Raw genomic sequence first — 20,216 nt, forward strand, 5'->3', positions numbered from 1 at the left:
TCAGGTCATAAGTATCAACATACGGACTGATCTTGCATTAGAGGCACGAGAGCTTGTAGGAGAAGAGCAACTCCCCGGAGTTACGGTGGATACCGAAAAATCTGAACAAATGACTATAAGCAGGGTCAGAATCGAGGATGAAGAAGGTTCAGAGAAAATGGGCAAGCCCATCGGATATTATGTAACTTTAGAAGTACCCAGACTAAAAGAAAAAGATTCGGCTCTTACGGAAGAAGTCAGTAAAAATTTAGCCGATGAGCTTAAGAGGATGGTTGAAATCCCTATAGAAGCAACAGTGCTTGTCATAGGTCTGGGCAATTGGAATGTTACGCCTGACTCCCTCGGCCCGAAGGTCATAGAAAAACTTATAATTACAAGACATTTGATTGAATATATGCCTGAAAAATTTAATACAAAAGATGGTATACGACCCGTATGTGCACTTGCTCCGGGAGTTTTAGGCATAACAGGCATTGAAACCGGAGATATAATCAGCGGCTTAGTGGAAAAAGTAAAGCCTGATATGATTATTGCTATAGACGCTTTAGCTTCAAGAAGTATGGAACGCATAAGTACAACAATACAAATTACAGATACCGGTGTTTATCCAGGATCCGGCGTGGGCAACAAACGCATGGGTATAACGCAGGAAAATATGGGAGTACCAGTTATTGCCATAGGTATACCTACTGTAGTAGATGCTGCAACAATGGCCAATGATACTCTGGATATGCTCATCGGCCAGTTTACAAGACAGGCAAAACCAGGAAGCGATTTTTATAAGCTCTTGGAAAACCTTGATAAGGAGGAAAAATATAAGCTTATTCAGGAAGTTATGTCACCTTTTGTAGGGCAGTTAGTAGTGACGCCAAAGGAAATTGACTCCTTAATTGATAATACTGCTAAAACTCTGGCAGGAGGCTTGAATCTGGCCTTACATCCTGGGATACAATATGATGAAGTCAGTACTTTTCTTCAATAATGAGGCTAATTTTTGCCTCATTTTTTTATTTTTAATTGAATATGCTTATGGAGAGGATGTGATAGATTTGATAAGAATTAAAGTAATAAAAGTAAAACCTAAGATAAAGATTTTTATATTATTTACTCTTATCTGTTTATTACTTTTGAACATTGCGGCAACTTCCGTAAAAAATCACGCAAACTATGGTAGTACCTCCGTTGTAAGCGGGAGCGATGTGCAAGTAAAAAAACAGAAAAATTTTTTATACAATGTGGATAGTAATGTGTTTAAAAGGATACTGCATATAAGTCTACCGATATTGGATTATATAAACGAAGTTGAAAGGCCTTCAATAGATTTAAAAAAATCGACAGGCTTTATTTCGCGCACGCTGACAAATATCGATATTTTAAATCCCGAAACCTATTTTTTCATGCATCTTCCTGTTTTCAGTTTGATAAATACTGAGATGGCAATGACACCGGGAGTGGAGTTACCAATGCAAGATTCTGACATTATTATTGAGAATGAACATGAGCCTTCGGAAGAACTGCCACAACCACAAATTAATGAGGCAGAAGAGAATGAAGTTGAAAAGCTAGAACCTATTTCGGGGCAGCCGCTTGTACTTATTTATCATACCCATACCACTGAAGCTTATATGCCATCGGAAAAATTTAATTACAAGCCCCGTGATAAGACTTATCATACAGAAGACTTAAATTACACTGTTGTAAAAGTAGGAGAAGTCATGGCAAGCCAATTAAACCGCCTAAAAATACCTACGATGCACAATAAAACGGTTCATGATATTCCAACTTATATGACATCATATGCGAACTCACTAAAGACCGTTGAACAAATCCTAAAGCAGAATCCGTCTATAAAAATAATTATAGACCTTCATAGAGATGCCCCTGTAGCCGATCCACAAAAGTCTAGAGAGATAACTACAGTTAAAATCGATGGCACTACTTATTCTCGATTAATGCTGGTTATAGGAACCGACAAAAATTTTCCTCATCCTAACTGGAAGGAAAATTATCAGTTTGCCAACTTGCTAAATGATAAATTAGAACAACTTTATCCGGGAATATCTCGCGGTATCAATTTAAGAAGTGAGCGGTTTAATCAACATTTATCCAAAAAAGCTATTTTATTAGAAATCGGAAGTCATGGCAATACATTAGAAGAATCAATAAAGTCAGCGGAAATATTTGCCAAAGTACTTGCTGATATAATAAACGAATTGTCAATTGTTGAATGAAAACATGATAAATAGCTAAAAATAAGTCTGACCAATTCATAAAATCAAATAAAGGAAATACAATGATGATTTATAAAGACTTTGTGACGCTTTTTATTATATTTACAATTATTCTTTCTCTTGGCATCCGCATTGCAGAGGAAGGCTTGAATGCTACGATGGGTCTTGACATAAGACCAAAAAGTTTTAACCTTATCATTTTCAATAATAGAGCATATGATTTGACTATCTTAGGAAAAACTTTTAAACTTCAAAAGTACTATAAAGTAGGTGAAATATTTATCGGTAAAGGCCGTTTGAGCTTAAAAATTAATGAAAAAGAGTTCACCCTCTATTCCTTAATTCCTGCAAGAACAATATTAAAAGACCGCCAAAATGTTGATAAAAAACCTGCAAATAGGTATAATTAAATTTGAGTTAAGGTATAAAGAAGAGGAGGAACATAATGTCTATACCCCGGGAGAGAATCAGGAATTTTTGCATTATTGCCCACATAGACCATGGCAAATCCACCTTGGCCGACAGACTTTTGGAATATACAAATACTATTTCTGAACGTAAGATGCAGGATCAAGTTTTGGATAAAATGGATTTGGAGAAGGAAAGAGGTATTACAATCAAAGCCAAGGCAGTAAGGATGATATATAAAGCAGACGATGGGAAAGAATACCTTTTAAATCTTATTGATACACCGGGTCATGTAGATTTCAACTATGAAGTATCAAGAAGTCTTGCAGCATGCGAAGGTGCTTTGCTTATTGTAGATGCCAGTCAGGGTATCGAAGCTCAGACTTTAGCAAATACGTATCTTGCTTTAGAGCATAACTTAGAGATAATACCCATAATAAATAAAATAGATCTTCCAAGTGCGGAACCTGATGAGGCCAAACGAGAAGTTGAAGAAATTATCGGCCTTGATGCTGAAAAGGCAATTATGACTTCTGCCAAGACAGGTCAAGGCATAAAAGAAGTGTTAGAGGCTATTGTACAGCGCGTTCCTGCGCCTGAAGGCTTTAATGAATTACCTCTGCGTGCTCTCATATTTGATTCACTCTATGATCCATATAAAGGTGCGGTCGCTTTTGTCCGAGTAATAGATGGTCATATACGGCCAAGACAAATGATTAAAATGATGTCGACTGATAAGATTTTTGAAGTAGCCGAAATAGGAGTATTCAATCCCGATATGCAGCCGGTACAATATCTGCAGGCAGGTGAAGTGGGATACGTAGCTGCCAGTATAAAAAATGTAATTGATACAAGGGTTGGTGATACCATAACCGATGCCGAAAATCCGGCAAAGGAGCCCTTGCCTGGTTATAAAAAGGCTGTACCGATGGTTTTTTGCGGCATGTATCCTGCTGAAGGCGAAGAATATGAGAGCTTAAAAGAAGCCTTGGGCAAATTACAGCTCAGTGACGCATCACTGTTCTTTGAACCTGAAACTTCTGCCGCACTCGGATTTGGATTTCGATGCGGCTTTTTAGGCTTATTGCATATGGATGTTGTACAAGAACGCTTAGAAAGGGAGTACAATCTTAATATTATAACAACAGCTCCCAGTGTTATCTTTAAAGTAAAAAAGACTGATGGCAGTAAAATTGAAGTGGACAATCCTACTAATTTTCCAGATCCCGCCGAGATAGAATATATAGAAGAGCCGTATGTGGAGGCATCTATAATGTTGCCTACAGAATATATGGGGGCAGTTATGGATTTATGCCAGGAAAAGCGTGGCACTATGAAAGATATGGAATATATTAATGAGAAGAGGGTAATTTTGAGGTATGATATGCCTCTTTCGGAAATAATATACGATCTCTTTGATCAACTCAAATCTAGGACACGAGGCTATGCCTCGCTTGACTATGAGCTTACAGGATATAAAAAATCCGATATGGTAAAACTGGATATCTTATTAAATGGAGAAATTGTCGATGCACTTTCATTTATTGTGCACAGGGATAAAGCATACGGTCGTGCCCGTCAGATAACAGAAAAATTGAAAGAGGTTATACCAAGGCATTTATTTGAAGTTCCAATTCAGGCAGCTATCGGAGGGAAAATCATAGCTCGTGAAACAGTAAAGGCTTTAAGAAAAAATGTTCTTGCTAAATGTTATGGCGGAGATATATCGCGTAAGAAAAAACTTCTTGAGAAACAAAAAGAAGGTAAGAAACGAATGCGTAAGATAGGTAATGTAGAATTACCTCAAGAAGCCTTTATGGCTGTATTGAAAATGGAATAGCCATGAAAACCATAGGATTGTATATTCATATTCCTTTCTGTATAAAAAAGTGCCATTACTGTGACTTTAATTCTTTTACAACTTTGGAGCTTATACCTGAATACCTTGCAGCATTAAAGAAAGAAATTTTAAGTTTAAAGAAGTATGGATATACTGCCCAAACTATATTTATTGGCGGTGGAACTCCGACAATATTAAGATGCGAGCATTTGGCCGATATCTTAAGAGCTCTATATGAAAGCATATTCATAGCTAAAGATGCAGAAATCACTATAGAAGCAAATCCCGGAACTTTAACTCGGGAAAAATTAATATCATTGAAGAATTTAGGAGTTAACAGACTTAGTATCGGCCTTCAAGCTTATCAAAATCAGTTGCTGAAAATCATGGGCAGGATTCATACTGTTGAAGATTTTGAAAAAAATTTTGAAACAGCACGAAACGTTGGATTTGACAATATTAATATAGATTTAATTTTTGGCCTTCCAAATCAGGAAGTTGAGGATTTTGATGAAACACTAAAAAAAGTTCTACACATTTTCCCGGAACACATTTCCTGTTATTCTTTGTCTGTGGAGGAAGATACGGAATTTTACCGTCGACAGCAAGAAGGGACTTTAGCACTTCCATCTGAGGACGATGAGCGAGAAATGTATTATAGGGCCATTGAGCTATTAACAAATAAAGGCTACAATCATTATGAAATTTCAAACTTTGCAATGCCCGGACGAGAATCAAAACATAATATGATTTACTGGACTTACCAAGAGTATTTGGGATTAGGGGCAGGAGCACATTCTTTTTTAGACAATAAAAGATTTTATAATTATTCTTCCATTCAAGCATATATAAAATCTATCAATGAGCATTCAAATGCCGTTGCCAATATTGAGCCTATTTCCGTAGAGGAACAGCAAGCAGAGTTCTGCTTTTTGGGTTTACGTCTTTTGGATGGATTAGATAAAAAAGCCTTTCAAAAAAGGTTTGGCAAGAAGTTTACGCAGGTTTACGGAAGAGCCATAGAAAAACTGAAAGAACAAGAGCTTATTAAAGAAAACACGAATAAAATCAGATTAACCAGCAGAGGATTAGATTTTGCCAATATAGTTTTTGCAGAATTTTTGCCATAAATTCTTGACAAAAAATAATCTTAGTGGTATTTTTTATAATAGATTTAGCACTCTAACCGAGAGAGTGCTAAAAGGGGGTATACGATATGATGCTTGAGGAAAGGAAAATTAAGATACTGGCAGCGATAATTGATGAATATATTGCAACTGCTGAGCCTGTAAGCTCTAGAACCATAGCCAGAAAATATAATCTTGGTATAAGCCCTGCAACTATAAGAAATGAGATGGCTGATTTAGAAGAATCAGGATACTTGTTCCAGCCACATACATCAGCGGGTAGGATACCTTCTCACAAGGGTTACAGATACTATGTGGATTTTTTGTTGCCGTCCAAAAAGCTCAATGAAATTGATCAGACATTGATACGGCGGGCTTTTGAAAAACGAGTAAACGAGTTGGAAGAAATAGCAAAGCAGGCTGCACGTGTAATATCAAGACTAACTAGTTATACCGCTATAATTATGGGGCCTCAATTAGAAACCAGCCATTTAAAGCACATTCAAATTACCCGTATAGATGAAACCAAGGGCCTTTTGCTAATGGTCACAAATTATGGAAATGTTAGTCATCATATTATTGATATACCTCAAAATTTTAGCGATTCCGACTTTGTAAGGATATCTAATATATTAAATGCAAATCTTACCGGAAAAACTTTTTCAGAGATTACCAGTGAAATAATGGATGCAGTAAAGACTGAGATGATAGAATATGATGAAATATTGAATCTGTTATTAGAAATATTATTAGATAATCTTGGCGATATACAAGAAAATACCCAGGTTGTTTCTGCCGGTAGTTCTAAAATGCTAGAGTATCCAGAGTTTCAGGATGTGGAAAAAGTCAAGAGCTTTTTATCTTTACTTGAACATCGAGAGTTAATTATAAAAGCACTTAAAGATTTATCCAAACCTAATGCCATAACCGTTACCATTGGGAATGAGAATACACTGACAGAATTGCAGGATTTCAGTATAGTAACTGCAAATGTTTCCATAGATAAAAAGAACTTGGGGATATTCGGGATTATGGGGCCGACCCGTATGGAATATTCTAGAGTTATATCCATACTTGAACAGGTAACAGAGTATCTGATAAAAACTGTATCAGATATGTTGTAATTACAAGAGGAGGTATCTATATTGTCATTTCAAGATAATACACAAGAAGTCGATGAGAAACTGGCAGCTTTGATAACAAATTCAAATGCAATAAGAGCTGTAGCGTCGGCTGTCGAGGGAACTATTGGCCCCAAGGGCCTGGATATTATGTTAGTAGATCGTTTTGGTGAAGTGACCATAACCAATGATGGTGTCACCATCTTAAAACAAATGGATGTAAACCATCCTGCCGCAAAAATACTCATAAATATAGCGAAGGCCCAACAAGAAGAAGTAGGTGACGGAACTACAACTGCTACTATCATGGCAGGAGCAATGGTATCTGAAGGCGTGAGTCAAATTTTAAGAGGAGTGCCTGTCGCCAAGGTAATTGAAGGTATAAAAATAGGTATAAAGACGGCTCAAGAAACCTTAGAGTCCAATGCAATTCCTATAACCGGGATTGATGATATAAATCTGAAGAATATTGCACTAATTGCCGGAAGAGAAAATGAGGATATAGCGGAGCTGGTTACTAAGGCCGCAAAATTAGTGGGTGAAGAAAAGCTTAAAGATAAGAATTTTAAATTAAAGGATATCATAATGGCAAGAGCTGGTGCTGAAAATGAGGTATTTCTTGGCCTTATAATAGACAAAGAAAAGCTGAATAGCCAAATGCCGCAAGAAATATCCGATGTAAGAGTATTATTAATAGATGATGCCTTAGAGCCGGAAGAAATTGCACCTGAGGCATTAAGAACTGAGGCAGGTTTTGCCCGCTATTTGGCAATGAAGGAAGAATTTAAGGAAAATCTCAAAAAAATAGTTGACTTAAATGTTAATTTAGTGTTAGTTGATAAAGGTATTAATGATGAAGCTGAAGAAATACTTACCGATGCAGGTATTATTGCATTGGAAAGGGTATCTAGAAAAGACATGGAAAAAGTTGCAGAACATACGGGAGCTCGTATAATAAAAAGGCTTGGCCTTAATAAACCGGTTGAAGAAATCCGAAGTTACATAGGTCAAGCTGAGAAGGTTTACGAAGATGAAAAATCAAAACAGCTTAGAATAGTTGGTGGAAAAGGGAACCCCATGGCTACTGTTATGGTAGGAGCCGCCACCGAGGAAATAGCAGGTGAAAGAGAGCGTATTGCAAAGGACGCCGCATCATCGCTTCAAGCTGCGATTCTTTATGGCATAGTTCCCGGAGGAGGATCTATTGAAATAGCCATGTCTAGAGAGTTAGAGAAGCAGAGAGCTAAAATTAAGGGCATGGCCGCCTATGGACTTGATTGTGTCATATTAGCCCTGAAAAAACCATTAGCTCAAATCGTATATAACTCAGGGTATAACCCTTTGGAAAAAGTAGAAGAAGTTATATATACACAGACTGAAAAATGCATAAATTCGATAGGGATAAATTGTGAAAATGGGGAAGTAGCCGATATGGTGGAGCTTGGAGTATTAGACCCCGCCAGAGTAAAGTCTTATGCACTAAAAGCAGCAGGGGAAGTTTCCGAGGCTATTTTAAGAATTAATACCATAATAAAAAAACGTGATGATGCATCTGCTGCCCAAAAAGCTACCCAAGAGTCACCAATAGCTACCGGCGAGATGGATTTTTAAAATAAAAACGAAAGGGGGAATATAACCATTGACTATAAAATCAAAGGAAAATGGAAGTTGCAAGCAAAATGAGGTTACTAGCGAAGAAATCAAGCAAAATGGATGTATTTGCAGTGATAAATCTGAAATGATTTCGGAAAATGCACAAAACGGAAATCAAGCTGAGCAAATAGATGATATGCAAGAAAATGTTGATTTAAAAAAGATTTTAGAAGAAAAACAAAAAGAAATAGATAATTACAAGAATAGATGGCTTAGAACCCAGGCGGATTTAGAAAATTATAGAAAAAGAACTGAAAGAGATATTCGAGAAATTCATCTTTATGCCGGTGAGCAATTAGTAATTGATATTTTACCTGTTATAGATAATTTCGAGAGAGCTTTAGATTCAATAGAAGATAAAAATGATGCATTATATAGAGGTATTGAATTGATATATGAGCAACTTAAAAAGGTGCTTGAAAAACACGGTATTAGAGAAATAGAAGCATTAGGAAAGCCTTTTGATCCCAATTTTCATGATGCTGTGATGATGGTCGAAAGTGAGGAATACGAACCTGGTACAGTAGCTGAAGTCATGCTGAAAGGTTATATGTATAACTCTAAAGTCATTAGACCAAGTATGGTTAAAGTCGTTAAAAATAATTAAGAGGGGTGATTGCTTATGAGTAAAGTAATAGGTATTGATCTCGGAACAACGAATTCAGTAGTAGCATACATGGAGGGTGGTAAACCTGTAATTATACCTAATGCAGAAGGATCGAGGCTTACACCTTCGGTAGTTGCTTTTACTAAAGACGGTGAACGTTTAGTTGGTCAGTTAGCTAAGCGTCAGGCTATAACTAACCCTGAAAGGACCATTCAATCAATAAAAAGATATATGGGTACTGACTACAGGGTTCATATTGATGATAAGACATATACGCCGCAGGAGATTTCTGCAATGGTTTTGCAGAAATTAAAACAAGATGCTGAAAGTTATTTAGGGGAAAAAGTTACTAAGGCGGTTATTACGGTACCTGCATATTTTTCAGATAGTCAACGGCAAGCCACAAAAGATGCTGGAACAATAGCCGGTCTAGAAGTGCTTAGAATAATAAATGAACCTACTGCCGCCGCATTGGCTTATGGTCTTGATAAAAGCAATGATCATACCATTCTGGTTTTTGATTTAGGCGGTGGAACATTTGATGTATCTATTCTTGAAGTTGGCGATGGAGTTTTCGAAGTAAAGGCAACCAGTGGTAATAACAGATTAGGCGGAGATGATTTCGACCAGCGCATAGTTGATTATATAGCTGATGAGTTTAAAAAAGAGCACGGTATCGATCTTAGGAAAGATCGGATGGCTCTTCAAAGATTAAGGGAAGCCGCAGAGAAGGCTAAAATAGAATTATCCAGCGTGATGAGCACGGATATAAACTTACCGTTTATTACAGCAGATGCGAATGGACCGAAACATCTTGAAGTAACACTTACAAGGGCTAAATTCGAAGAACTAACTCGAGATTTGGTTGAAGCTACCATGGGTCCTACCGAGAGGGCATTATCCGATGCTGGGTTAAAACCTCAAGATGTAGATAAGATAATACTTGTCGGAGGTTCGACTCGAATTCCTGCGGTTCAGGAAGCTATAAAAAAATTAATGGGCAAAGAGCCGCATAAAGGCGTTAATCCTGATGAAGTTGTGGCACTCGGAGCTGCAATTCAAGCCGGGATTTTAGCAGGTGAAGTTGATGATATAGTGCTGCTGGATGTTACACCACTATCTTTAGGAATTGAAACTTTAGGTGGAGTTTTCACTAAACTAATTGAAAGAAATACCACCATCCCTACATCGAAAAGCCAGATATTTACAACTGCAGCGGATGGTCAAACAGCAGTAGATATTCATGTACTCCAAGGCGAACGTCCTATGGCGGCTGATAATATTACACTAGGAAGGTTTCAACTCACTGGTATTCCACCGGCACCTAGAGGAGTTCCGCAAATTCAAGTTACTTTCGATATTGATGTAAACGGAATTGTAAATGTAACGGCTAAAGACTTAGGTACAGGAAAAGAGCAAAAGATAACTATTACAGCGTCTTCTACTTTAAATGAAGAAGAAATACAGCGGATGATAAGAGATGCAGAGAAATTTGCTGAAGAGGATAGAAAAAAACAAGAGAAAATCGAAGCCAAAAACAAAGCTGATTCACTAGTATATGAATCAGAAAAAATGTTATCCGATTTAGCAGATAAAATAAGTAAAGATGATGAGGAAAAAGTTAGAAAAGAAATCGATAATGTAAAAGCGGCTATTGAATCAGATGATACTGAGAAAATTCGAAAAGCAACAGATGATTTGACAAAGGTATTCTATGACATATCTTCAAAGCTATACCAAGCAAGTGGCGCACAGACAGATTCGTCTCAGCAGGGATACACTGAAACAAATAAATCTGATTCGGCCGGCAATACAGGTGATGAAAAAGTAGTAGATGCTGATTATAAGGTTGTGGATGATGAGAATTAACGGCTCTTACGGGGCTGACTTGGATGGGGTGATGCCGATTGGCAAAGAAAGATTATTATGAGGTATTAGGCGTCGGTAGAGATGCGAGTGAAGATGAGATAAAGAAAGCATTTAGAAAGCTAGCCCGTAAATATCATCCTGATGTAAACAAAGATAAGGATGCCGCTGAAAAGTTTAAAGAAATAAATGAGGCTTATGAAGTTCTCCGAGATCCGGAAAAGCGTGCCAGATACGATCAGTTTGGTCATGCTGGTGTTGGGGAAGGAAACTTTGATGCGAGTAACTTTGGAGGTTTCGGTAACTTTGGAGGTTTTGGCAACTTTAGTGATTTTGGCGGTGGTCTCTTTGACGATATATTTGATATGTTCGGAGGGTTTGGCGGCGGCTTTAGTCAGAGTAGACGAAGAGGTCCGGTTCGCGGGGCAGATTTAAGGTATGACTTGGAAATAACTTTAGAAGAAGCTGTTTTTGGTGCAGAAAAAGAAATTGAGATATATCGTATGGAGAACTGTAAAAAATGTAATGGCACCGGGGCCAAACCTGGCACCCGGCCCAAAACCTGTCCCACTTGCGGAGGGACTGGGCAGGTAAGAAAGGTGCAAAACCTTGGTTCTATGCAATTTACTAATGTGACTACATGTGGAACTTGTGGTGGCAGTGGAAGTATTGTGGAGGAAGTATGCCAGGAATGCCACGGCTTAGGGAAAAGCAGAGTTGCTCGCAAACTGAAAGTAAAAATCCCCGCAGGCGTTGATAACGGCTCAAGACTTCGCATGAGTGGAGAAGGTGAGCCTGGTGAAGCCGGAGGCCCTCCAGGTGACTTATACATTGTAATCCGAGTCAAACCTCATAAACTATTTGTCAGAGAGGGCGATGACCTGATATATAAAGCACCGATATCTTTTGTCCAGGCAGCTCTTGGTGATGAAATAGAGGTTCCAACATTGGAAGGAAAGGTAAAACTCCGTATACCTGAAGGGACCCAGCCGGGGACTAGATTTCGTTTGAAATCCAAAGGTGTGCCCCATAGTAAAGGATATGGTCGAGGGGATATGTATGTGGAAGCAGAAGTAGTAATACCTAAGAATTTAAACGAACAACAAAGAGAGCTTTTGCTAAAATTTGCTGAAATAAGTGGAGAACATGTAAAACCAACATCAAAAGGCCTTTTTGGGAAAATGAAAGGTGCTTTTGGTGTATAATTGGGAGGGTTTAAATGAACTGGGTAGAGATAAAAGTCAAGACCACAACTGAAGCTATTGAAGCAGTATCAAATATATTCTATGAAGCCGGGGTAGCCGGAGTGGTAATTGAAGATCCTAAAATATACCTTAGACCACATGACCCTGAGGAGTGGGACTATCTTGATATTCCAGAAGGATTGGATTTTGAAGTGGCTCAGGTTACGGGATACTTGATTGAGGACAGTAGTCTTGCTGAAAGGACGCAGGCAATTCGTGACCGTATAAGCGAACTTCCAAGCTATGGTCTTGACATCGGGAAGGGAGAGGTAGTCCTAACAACGATTTCCGAAACCGATTGGAGTAGTGCATGGAAAAAGTATTATAAACCTACCCACATAGGCAAAAACATTGTAGTAAAACCCTCCTGGGAGGTATATAAACCAGAGAGAGATGAGATTGTTGTTGAATTGGATCCCGGTATGGCATTTGGCACAGGAACCCATGAAACCACTATGCTGTGTCTCGAAATTTTAGAAAAATATATAAAAAATGGTATAACGGTTATTGATGTGGGCTGTGGCTCCGGAATATTGTCAATAGCAAGTGGCAAGCTCGGAGCCGAACAAGTATTAGCTATCGATAGAGATGAAAATGCTGTGCGAATTGCCCGCGAAAATATTAAGAGAAACGATTTAGAAACCTGCGTTAGGGCTATAAAGGGCGATAAATTACAGAACATTAATTTCAAAGCTGATATTATAGTTGCTAATATAATAGCTGATGTCATAATTGATTTGAGCAAAGATGTGGCGCTATGTTTAAAAGATAATGGTGTTTTCATTGCATCAGGAATTATAAAGGATCGGAAATTATCTGTTATAGAGGCACTAGAAAAAAACGGCTTTGATTTAGTAGAGCAATTTGAAAAAGGTGAATGGGTTGCGTTGGTTTCAACTCAAGCCCCCATCGGTGATTGATGGGGGAGGTTATTTTTATGTCTAGATTTTTTGTATTTCAAGACTTAAATATTAATGATCAGATAACAATTTCGGGAGAAGATGCCCATCATATAATCCGAGTTCTTAGATATCAAACAGGTGATGTGATCTATATATCAGATGGTGCAAATACTGAGAGTATCGGGGTTATTTTAGACATCGACATGCAAGGGCCTAGGGTAAAATTGAAGATTATCGAGAAAAATAAAGTAAAGAGTATAAGCCCTTATATAACATTATTTCAAGGTTTGCCTAAGGGAGAAAAGTTTGATTGGATACTTCAAAAAAATACAGAAATTGGAGTAAGCAAATTTATCCCGATTATAACACAAAGGACAGTTGTAAATATTTCGCCATCCAAATTAGGACATCGAAAGGCCCGCTGGGGAAAAATTGTCAAGGAAGCTGCAAAACAGTGTATGAGGATGGATATACCTAAGATAGATGATGTTTTAAGCTTTGACCTTGCCCTGCAAGAAATTCAAAATTACTCATTATGTATAATTCCTTGGGAAAACGAGAAAGAAATATCACTAAGACATATAATTAAGGATATGAACGAGAATAAAGGCATTTCAAAAATTGCAGTGTTAATAGGACCTGAAGGTGGCTTTTCGAAAGATGAAGTAGAAAAGGCAAAGGCTGCAGGTGCCATACCTGTAAGCCTAGGTCCCAGGATATTGAGAACTGAAACAGCAGGAGTTGTTGCATGTAGTGTGTTGATGTATGAAATCGGCGACATGGGAGGAAAATAATGCCGAAAGTAGCTTTTTTTACTCTAGGATGTAAAGTAAATCAATATGAATCTGCAGCCATGGCAGAGCTTTTTGAAAATAAAGGCTATGAAATAGTGGACTTTGATACTAAAGCAGATGTGTATGTGGTAAACACTTGTAATGTAACAAATGAAAGTGCAAGAAAATCGCGGCAGATTATTCGTAAAGCGATCCGTAACAATCCATCGGCTAAAGTTGCGGTTGTGGGATGTTATGTTCAAATGGCTCTACATGAAGTATTAAACATACAGGGTATATCAGTTGCTGTAGGTACAAAAGATAGACATCGCATAGTCGACTTGGTAGAAAAAGCCAAACAAGGCAGTCAACCAATTGTGACTGTGAGTAACATAATGAAGCAGCAAACATTTGAGGAGATAGCTTTCAAGGGCCATCGTCAGAAGACTCGGGCATTTTTAAAAATACAGGATGGTTGTAATATGTTTTGCTCTTATTGCATAATTCCTTATGCACGAGGTCCTGTTAGAAGTCGTTCGATTGGCAATATTATAGATGAAGCTCAAAACTTAGCAAAAGATGGCTTTAAAGAAATCGTGCTTACAGGGATTCATCTGGGATTATATGGTCGTGACTTCAAAGGTGAAAACATTCATTTACTTGATGTTATTTCAAGAATTGCAGAAATTGAAGGTATAGAAAGGATACGATTAAGCTCTATTGAGGCTATGGAATTGACAGATGAATTTCTGAACGGTTTGTTCAAAATAAAAAAATTCTGCCGCCATTTCCATGTACCACTCCAGAGCGGATGCGATACTGTACTTCGCAGAATGAACCGTCGTTATACCACCGACGAGTTTAGAGATAGAATTAATTACATTAGAGAATTAATGCCGGATGCATCGATTACCACAGATGTTATTGTAGGTTTCCCGGGAGAAACCGAAGAAGAATTCAAGCAGACCGAAAACTTTATAAAAGAGATAAATTTTTCAAGACTCCATGTATTTCCCTTCTCTCCAAGAAAAGGAACATTGGCAGATGATATGCCCAATCAAATTGAAAAAAGTGTAAAGGTTGAGAGGAGCCATAGGTTAATATCCTTAAGCGAAAAACTTGAAAGGGATTTTTGCAAAAGATTTATAAACTCTATACAAGAAGTGCTATTTGAGGATAAAAAAGACGATAACTTCTATGAAGGCCTTACCGGAAATTACATTAAAGTTGCTGTAAAATCAAAGCAAGACCTTCACAATAAGATAATACATGTAAGATTGAAGAAAGCTTTAAATGATTATATTTTCGGTGAGGTCATTGAAAAATAAAATTTTGTTTAAGGAAAGAAGGAAATACTTGTATTAATGTTGAATAAATTTAAATAGAGTAAAAACAACTATGGATGAAGGAGGTGGGAATTTGATGGACTGTGTTTTCTGCAAAATAATAAATAAAGAAATACCGGCGAGAGTCGTTTATGAGGATGAGGAAGTTATTGCTATTAATGATATCAATCCACAAGCCCCTATCCATCTCCTTTTGATTCCAAAAAAACATATAGCATCAATTATGGAAATTAATAAGGATAATGCAGAAATCCTTAAACAAATTACTAAAGTGGCACAACATCTCGCCCAAGAAAGCAACATAGATAAAAAAGGTTTTAGATTGGTAGTTAATACAGGTGATGAAGGAGGTCAAACCGTTAATCATTTGCACTTTCACCTGTTAGGCGGCAGATTCATGACATGGCCTCCCGGATGATGTTGACGATAATTGAATCTGGCTTTATAATTAACTATAGTCACATTTTATAGTAAGACTTCTATGTAGCAGAAAGTGCAGCGGAGGGAGGGAATATAAAGTGTCGGAAGTTAAAGTAGGGGAAAATGAATCATTAGACAATGCGCTTCGAAGGTTTAAGAGAAAGTGTCAAAGGTCAGGAGTGCTCTCTGAAGTAAGAAAGCGTGAGCACTATGAAAAGCCGAGTGTAAAGCGTAAGAAAAAATCTGAGGCAGCCCGTAAAAGAAAAACTCGTAAATTTTAAGGAGAGATAATAACATGTCGATAAAAGATATGTTAAACAGCGACATGAAAGCTGCGTTAAAAGCTGGAGAAAAAGACAGGCTTTCAGTTATTCGCATGGCAAAATCGGCGATTCTTTATGCAGAAAAAGAGAAGCTTCATGAATTAGATGATGAAGAAGTTATCGAAGTGCTTTTTAAAGAAGTAAAGAAGCGCAAAAACGATATAAACGAATACGAACGATTAGGCAAAGCCGAAGTCGTAGAAAGTCTGGAAAGAGAAGTAACTATTCTATCCAGTTATCTCCCTCAGCAGTTGACTGATGAAGAAGTGGAAGAAATAGTTCGTCAGGCTATTATTGAAGTTGGGGCGAATAGCATAAAAGATATGGGCAAAGTTATGGGAACCGTCATGTCTAAAGTAAAAGGCAGGGCTGACGGCGGCCTAATTAGCAATATGGTAAAAAAGCTTTTGCAGTGATAATTAAAAAGCTTGGTATCCGAAGATGCCAAGCTTTTTATCAATGATAACAGGCTAATAAACAGATTCAAATGAATTAAGATGCTTAGTCAAAGATCGGGGAGAGGAATATGAGATATAAAGAAGTCCTGATTACAATCTTTTTAATATGCTTGATTTTTGCTCCTGTGGAACAGAGTTTAGCTGAAAATGCGATAAAAGCTTCAGAATATGTATATATTGTTCCGGTTAGAGGCGTAATCGACAATGGACTCGCTACTTTCGTCATAAGAGGCATACGAGAAGCAGAAGAAATGCAAGCAAAAGCCTTGATTTTCGAGATAGATACACCCGGTGGTGAAGTGGGTTCGGCTATAAAAATAAGTAATGCTATTCTTAAAACCTCTATCCCCACGGTGAGCTTCATAAACAATGAGGCAACTTCCGCCGGCGTAATTATTGCCATATCATCCAAGACGATAATGGCTGTTCCCGGTGTTACTATCGGTGCTGCTGAAACAAGGCCAAATGAAGAAAAATATATTTCCTACTGGTCTTCTGCACTGAGGGCAGTTGCCGAAAAGACCGGCAGGGATCCTCAATTAGTAGCTGCAATGGCTGATGCTGATATAGTCATCGAAGGGGTTAAGGAAAAGGGGAAGATCCTCTCACTTACTACCGGAGAAGCTATAAAATTAGGTCTTGTAGATGAGCAAGCAGACAGCTTAGACCAAGTTGTTCAAAGAATTATCAACGATGATATAAAGAATGTAGAAGTGGTTAAGGCTGACATGAACCTTTCCGAAAGAATTGCACACATGGCTTCAAATCCCTATGTAGCACCTGTGCTTTTAACCGTAGGCATTGTAGGTACTATTACTGAAATACTGACACCGGGCTTTGGCATTCCAGGGGTAATTGGTCTTATAGCTTTTGGCCTATTTTTCGGTGGGAGTTTTATGGCAGGTGCTGCACAATCTTGGGTTTTAGGTTTATTTATTATTGGCTTGCTGCTTCTGGTCATTGAAATGTTTATTCCGGGTTTTGGAGTTTTTGGTGTATCAGGGATATTATCAATAATCGGAAGCGTGATAATGGCCTTTCCGAGTTTAGAACAGGCTCTAATTTCTATCCTGTTTGCAATGGCAGCCAGTGGACTAATAATATACTTCCTCATGAAAAGAATAACGGTGAATCCGATTTTTAATCGAATTATTCTAGGAACAAAACAAGAGAAATCAGAAGGATATATAGCCGTAAATAAAGATATGAGTGAGTTTTTAGGTGCCAGAGGTAAAACAGTGACTCCATTAAGACCTGCAGGCACGGCAATTATAGGTGAAAGGAAAGTTGATGTTTTAGCAGAAGGAGAGTTTATACCGAGCGGTTCAGACATTGTGGTTATAAGAGTAGAAGGCAGTAAGATTATCGTAAAAAGTATAGAAAGGGAGAATGTATAATGGGACCAGCAATAGGTTTGCTTTTAATCATAGCTTTAATATTTATTGCGCTTGCGGTTGTTTTGAGCTTTGTCCCTCTAGGGTTATGGATTTCAGCCTTAGCTGCAGGGGTAAAGATAGGAATTTTTAATCTGATTGGTATGAGGCTTCGCCGAGTACCTCCAAACAAGATTGTAAACCCTCTGATAAAAGCTGTAAAAGCCGGTATAGATATAGGAGTCGATAAGCTTGAGGCACATTATCTTGCGGGTGGTAATGTAGATAGAGTAGTAAATGCACTAATCGCAGCTCAAAGAGCGGAGATTCCACTGACCTTTGAGCGTGCTGCGGCAATTGATTTAGCTGGCCGAAATGTACTTGAGGCAGTTCAAATGAGCGTAAATCCTAAGGTGATTGAAACACCTGTTGTTGCAGCAGTAGCAAAAGATGGAATTGAAGTAAAAGCAAAGGCTCGGGTTACGGTAAGGGCCAACATCGACCGTTTAGTAGGAGGAGCCGGCGAGGAAACAATTATTGCAAGAGTTGGAGAGGGTATTGTAACGACTGTCGGTTCTGCTGAAAGTCATAAAGCTGTTTTAGAAAATCCCGACTTGATTTCCCGCACTGTTTTGAACAAGGGTCTTGATTCGGGAACGGCTTTTGAAATACTTTCCATAGATATAGCTGATGTGGATGTAGGCAGGAATATCGGTGCTCAGCTGCAAACAGATCAAGCTGAGGCAGATAAGCGTATTGCTCAAGCCAGAGCTGAAGAACGTCGAGCGATGGCAGTAGCTAAAGAGCAAGAAATGAAAGCAATGGTTCAAGAAATGAGAGCAAAAGTGGTTGAAGCTGAAGCGGATGTTCCAAAGGCATTGGCAGAAGCTTTACGGCAAGGGAAACTAGGAGTTATGGATTACTATAATATGAAAAATGTAATGGCTGATACTCAGATGAGGGATTCTATATCTAAGTTGGGGCAAAAGGGCGAAAATGTAGATAAACAGAATAAAGAGTAGGTGATTAATTAAATGGAAAATATTATCTTCCTTATCCTACTTATGATTTTTAGTAAAGCAATCAAGCGATTTAGTCAACCTCAAAAAACAAAGACATTTCCAGCACCGAAAAGACCAGAGAAGAATAAGGAATACCCGCTACCGCCCTTTCAAGATTTCAAGCCGGAAACAAGTAATATAAGCGAATCAAGAACTATAAAAATAGAATCTGATTTTTCAAGCATACCTTTGGAAGAAGATTTGGAAGATACAATTACTTGCGATTATACAGAGCCAAAACAACACCAACAACAACCCGAATCTGATATTGAAATATCCGAGCTTTTTAGTCGTGAAAATATTTTAAGAGGGATAATATTTCAAGAAATATTATCTCCGCCAAAGGCACTTGCCCATAAGCAGCGCAGATTTTAACGTAACAGCTTTTGAAAATCAATAAAACCCTACAGTTTTATAAAACACTGTAGGGTTTTATTTTTTATAGTTATTAAACCGAGAATGATAGAATAAATTTTAACTAAACAAGTTTAAAAGGAGATATCGCCATGAGCGAAGGAATAAGACAAAAGATATCTGATGCTCTGGATTTACCACAAGATGTAATTTTAGATGTACCCAAAGTAATTCTTACTGGTAGGATTGCTGCTTTTATAGAAAATCACAAAGGTATTATACAATACAACTCTGAATTGGTAAAAATAAATACTTCAATTGGGGTAGTGTGTATAAAGGGAGCAGGCCTTCTTATCAAAACTATTATTGCTGATGAAATAACTGTTGAAGGAAAAATTACAGCTATAGAGCTTGAGGAATGATTAAGGGGGTACAACGGTGCTTCTTATAAAACTATGGAATTATCTTTCGGGTTATGTTATTATTAAAATTGTAGGTGAGTATGGGGAAAGACTATTAAATCAAGCTGCAATGAAGAATCTCTATTTATGGGATGTTAAGCGAGTTAATGATAATGAGTTAACTGCCAAGATAAATGTAAAGGATTTTTTTAAACTTGCCCGTTTAGCAAAAAAAACCCGCAGCCGCATATATGTTTTACAACGAGTAGGTCTATTTTTTACAATATCCAAACTTAAAAAGCGAAAAGCATTTCTGTTTGGTGCCTTGCTTTTTGTGGTAGCGATTTATTTAATGTCATCATTTATTTGGAACATTGAGATAAAATGTCCGGATGATGATTTAAGCACGTCTGTTATCGAGGATTTACGGAAATGGGGCTTGAGAGAAGGAACGTTTAAATATGGGCTTGACAAGCAATATTATCTTAATAAGTTGCTGACAAAATATAAGAATATATCTTGGGCAGAAATTGAGATAAGAGGTTCAAAGCTTATAGTTGAGCTTGTAAAAAAACAATTGCCACCCGAGCTTGAAGAAAGTACACCCTGTGATATAATAAATAAGGAAAGAATTGCAGTTGAGCCAGAAAAGAGCAGGCCATCTTTTCCGGCCTGCTCTTTTCGCTCAATTGCAATTTTTCCTATTGA

The 20,216-nt window shown here is 37.8% G+C and carries 21 protein-coding genes; all 21 read left to right on the forward strand.

Annotated features, from left to right (window positions below; all coding sequences use genetic code 11):
• Window positions 1–7 precede the first annotated feature (7 nt).
• Window positions 8–982: a GPR endopeptidase gene (gene gpr / locus BUC45_RS07185; RefSeq protein ID WP_366749918.1), complete on the forward strand. Its 975-nt coding sequence runs from the start codon at window positions 8–10 to the stop codon at window positions 980–982.
• On the forward strand, window positions 954–2,231 hold the full coding sequence (locus BUC45_RS07190) for a stage II sporulation protein P (RefSeq protein WP_296971234.1): 1,278 nt from the start codon (window positions 954–956) through the stop codon (window positions 2,229–2,231). Before gpr ends, BUC45_RS07190 begins: the two co-directional genes overlap by 29 nt.
• A 62-nt stretch (window positions 2,232–2,293) precedes the next feature.
• Window positions 2,294–2,641: a histidine kinase gene (locus BUC45_RS07195; RefSeq protein ID WP_296971235.1), complete on the forward strand. Its 348-nt coding sequence runs from the start codon at window positions 2,294–2,296 to the stop codon at window positions 2,639–2,641.
• A 35-nt stretch (window positions 2,642–2,676) separates the two neighbouring features.
• Window positions 2,677–4,479: a translation elongation factor 4 gene (gene lepA, locus BUC45_RS07200; protein ID WP_296971236.1), complete on the forward strand. Its 1,803-nt coding sequence runs from the start codon at window positions 2,677–2,679 to the stop codon at window positions 4,477–4,479.
• Between the two features lie 2 nt (window positions 4,480–4,481).
• Window positions 4,482–5,609 (forward strand): radical SAM family heme chaperone HemW, encoded by a 1,128-nt coding sequence (gene hemW / locus BUC45_RS07205; protein ID WP_296971238.1) that lies wholly within the window; start codon window positions 4,482–4,484, stop codon window positions 5,607–5,609.
• Between the two features lie 86 nt (window positions 5,610–5,695).
• Window positions 5,696–6,730 carry a heat-inducible transcriptional repressor HrcA gene (gene hrcA / locus BUC45_RS07210; RefSeq protein ID WP_296971240.1) on the forward strand — a complete coding sequence of 345 codons (1,035 nt, stop codon included), beginning with the start codon at window positions 5,696–5,698 and terminating at the stop codon, window positions 6,728–6,730.
• A 21-nt stretch (window positions 6,731–6,751) separates the two neighbouring features.
• On the forward strand, window positions 6,752–8,338 hold the full coding sequence (locus tag BUC45_RS07215; RefSeq protein ID WP_296971242.1) for a TCP-1/cpn60 chaperonin family protein: 1,587 nt from the start codon (window positions 6,752–6,754) through the stop codon (window positions 8,336–8,338).
• Between the two features lie 28 nt (window positions 8,339–8,366).
• Window positions 8,367–8,987, forward strand: coding sequence for a nucleotide exchange factor GrpE (gene grpE / locus BUC45_RS07220; RefSeq protein ID WP_296971244.1), 621 nt, complete (start codon window positions 8,367–8,369; stop codon window positions 8,985–8,987).
• Window positions 8,988–9,002: 15 nt separating this feature from the next.
• A complete protein-coding gene (gene dnaK, locus BUC45_RS07225) occupies window positions 9,003–10,856 on the forward strand; it encodes a molecular chaperone DnaK (RefSeq protein WP_296971245.1) in 1,854 nt (617 codons plus the stop codon).
• A 38-nt stretch (window positions 10,857–10,894) separates the two neighbouring features.
• Entirely contained in the window at window positions 10,895–12,058 is a 1,164-nt protein-coding gene (gene dnaJ, locus BUC45_RS07230; protein ID WP_296971247.1) for a molecular chaperone DnaJ, read from the forward strand.
• 14 nt (window positions 12,059–12,072) lie between these two features.
• Window positions 12,073–13,017, forward strand: coding sequence for a 50S ribosomal protein L11 methyltransferase (gene prmA, locus BUC45_RS07235; protein WP_296971249.1), 945 nt, complete (start codon window positions 12,073–12,075; stop codon window positions 13,015–13,017).
• Window positions 13,018–13,034: 17 nt separating this feature from the next.
• Window positions 13,035–13,793, forward strand: a complete 759-nt coding sequence (locus BUC45_RS07240; RefSeq protein ID WP_296971250.1) for a 16S rRNA (uracil(1498)-N(3))-methyltransferase — start codon at window positions 13,035–13,037, stop codon at window positions 13,791–13,793.
• Window positions 13,793–15,100 carry a tRNA (N(6)-L-threonylcarbamoyladenosine(37)-C(2))-methylthiotransferase MtaB gene (gene mtaB, locus BUC45_RS07245; RefSeq protein ID WP_296971252.1) on the forward strand — a complete coding sequence of 436 codons (1,308 nt, stop codon included), beginning with the start codon at window positions 13,793–13,795 and terminating at the stop codon, window positions 15,098–15,100. The genes BUC45_RS07240 and mtaB overlap by 1 nt, the downstream gene beginning before the upstream one ends.
• 91 nt (window positions 15,101–15,191) lie before the next feature.
• Window positions 15,192–15,536: a histidine triad nucleotide-binding protein gene (locus BUC45_RS07250; RefSeq protein ID WP_366749909.1), complete on the forward strand. Its 345-nt coding sequence runs from the start codon at window positions 15,192–15,194 to the stop codon at window positions 15,534–15,536.
• Window positions 15,537–15,636: 100 nt separating this feature from the next.
• Complete coding sequence (rpsU, locus tag BUC45_RS07255; RefSeq protein WP_296971254.1) at window positions 15,637–15,819, forward strand: 30S ribosomal protein S21; 183 nt, start codon at window positions 15,637–15,639, stop codon at window positions 15,817–15,819.
• A 14-nt stretch (window positions 15,820–15,833) separates the two neighbouring features.
• Window positions 15,834–16,277, forward strand: coding sequence for a GatB/YqeY domain-containing protein (locus tag BUC45_RS07260; protein WP_296971256.1), 444 nt, complete (start codon window positions 15,834–15,836; stop codon window positions 16,275–16,277).
• A gap of 110 nt (window positions 16,278–16,387) precedes the next feature.
• Window positions 16,388–17,716 (forward strand): NfeD family protein, encoded by a 1,329-nt coding sequence (locus tag BUC45_RS07265; protein WP_296971258.1) that lies wholly within the window; start codon window positions 16,388–16,390, stop codon window positions 17,714–17,716.
• Window positions 17,716–18,714, forward strand: coding sequence for a flotillin-like protein FloA (gene floA / locus BUC45_RS07270; protein ID WP_296971259.1), 999 nt, complete (start codon window positions 17,716–17,718; stop codon window positions 18,712–18,714). The genes BUC45_RS07265 and floA overlap by 1 nt, the downstream gene beginning before the upstream one ends.
• Window positions 18,715–18,726: 12 nt before the next feature.
• Window positions 18,727–19,128 (forward strand): hypothetical protein, encoded by a 402-nt coding sequence (locus BUC45_RS07275; protein ID WP_296971261.1) that lies wholly within the window; start codon window positions 18,727–18,729, stop codon window positions 19,126–19,128.
• A gap of 131 nt (window positions 19,129–19,259) precedes the next feature.
• Complete coding sequence (gene yqfC, locus BUC45_RS07280; RefSeq protein ID WP_296971263.1) at window positions 19,260–19,529, forward strand: sporulation protein YqfC; 270 nt, start codon at window positions 19,260–19,262, stop codon at window positions 19,527–19,529.
• A gap of 16 nt (window positions 19,530–19,545) precedes the next feature.
• On the forward strand, window positions 19,546–20,216 hold a 671-nt coding region (locus tag BUC45_RS07285; protein ID WP_296971265.1), incomplete at its 3' end, for a sporulation protein YqfD.

Source organism: Tepidanaerobacter sp. EBM-38 (assembly GCA_001896545.1).
Taxonomy (GTDB): domain Bacteria; phylum Bacillota; class Thermosediminibacteria; order Thermosediminibacterales; family Tepidanaerobacteraceae; genus Tepidanaerobacter.